The sequence below is a fragment of the Arthrobacter sp. JCM 19049 genome (assembly GCF_001310435.1).
Genome location: NZ_BAXF01000526.1, coordinates 1 through 1456, shown reverse-complemented (window position 1 = coordinate 1456; position 1456 = coordinate 1). Strand labels below are relative to the sequence as shown.

Below are 1456 nucleotides of genomic sequence, written 5' to 3'. Positions count from 1 at the left end.
CTTGGCGGCGCCGTTGCCGTCGGGCTGCTGGCGGATCGTGCCCGGCTCCCGCTCGACCATCAGTCCCTGGCCGCATTCGGTCAGCGTCCACAACAAGCCGCTGGCATCCGGGACCGGCATTACCAAATGGATTCGGGTTCCGCGGCTGACCTCGAGGTTGGCGCTGCCGTCGGTCTCGATTTGTTCCATTCATCCATCCTACGGCCTACGCCGCCGCCTGCGGCGCTGGCGTGGATGGATGTGTCGGCGCGTGGCGGTGCGGGGTGGCCGGGCCCATGGGCTGGGACGGGGCGATGGGATACAATGGTTTCTCGTACGTAGGGGAGTATCCCAAATGCTGTGAACGTCAACACGTGGGACGAGGAAGTTCCGCCGGATGCAGCAGCCGAACACAACACGATCTTGTGACGGCGGAGAGACCTTCGGTTCCCTTGTCCTACCCTTACGACGAAAGGCTACTTTTCTGTGGGCGTTTCAGGGTTAACCCTCCAATTTGAAATCATCTCGCTGGCCGCGCTGTGCGTGATCCTGCTTTTGGACCTGTTGTACGTGGTCCGCCGGCCGCACGAGCCCTCAATGAAGGAAGCCGGCCTGTTCGTCGCCTTCTACGTCATGCTGGCCGTGATCTTCGGTGGCATCCTGTGGTGGCAGGCCGGTCCGCAGCTGGGCCAGGAATTCTACGCCGGCTGGATCACCGAATACTCGTTGTCGATCGACAACCTGTTCGTCTTCATCATCATCATGACCCGCTTCTCGGTCCCGCGGAAGTACCAGCAGGAAGTGCTGATGTTCGGCATCATCATCGCGCTGATCCTGCGCGCGGTCTTCATCCTGCTGGGTGCGACCCTGATCGAGCACCTGTCCTGGATCTTCTACATCTTCGGCGCCTTCCTGCTGTGGACCGCCTGGCACCAGCTGAAGGACGATGACGAGGAAGAGGAAAGCGAATCCGGTCTGGTCAAGCGGCTGACCAGCAAGCTGCCGATCGCCAACGACTACGACGGGAACAAGCTGCGCACCAAGGTCGACGGAAGAAGATGTTCACCCCCATGGTGATGGTCTTCATTACCATCGGCATGACCGACCTGCTGTTCGCCGTTGACTCGATCCCGGCGATCTTCGGGCTGACCCAGTCCGCGTTCATCGTGTTCACCGCGAACATCTTTGCGCTGATGGGCCTGCGCCAGCTGTACTTCCTGCTGGGCGGGCTGATGAACCGACTGGTCTTCCTGAAGCACGCGCTCAGCTTCATCCTGGCGTTCATCGGCGTGAAGCTGATCTTCCACGCGCTGCACGAGAACGAGCTGCCGTTCCTCAACGGCGGCCAGCCGATCGAGTGGGTGCCGGATATCAGCACCAGCCTGTCGCTGATCGTGATCGCCTCCACCATCGTGGTCGCCACCGTCATGTCGCTGTGGACCCCGCTCGGACGCCGTGCCGCGGCCCGCGCCGAGGC

The 1456-nt window shown here is 62.0% G+C and carries 1 protein-coding gene and 1 pseudogene; one reads left to right on the top strand and one right to left on the bottom strand.

From position 1 onward, the window contains the following. A partial coding sequence (locus JCM19049_RS14095; protein ID WP_279403262.1) for a hypothetical protein occupies positions 1-189 on the bottom strand: 189 nt, incomplete at its 3' end. Positions 190-465: 276 nt separating this feature from the next. Here JCM19049_RS14095 and JCM19049_RS14090 point away from each other — a divergent pair. Beyond that, positions 466-1456: pseudogene (locus JCM19049_RS14090) on the top strand (TerC/Alx family metal homeostasis membrane protein); the annotation flags it as partial.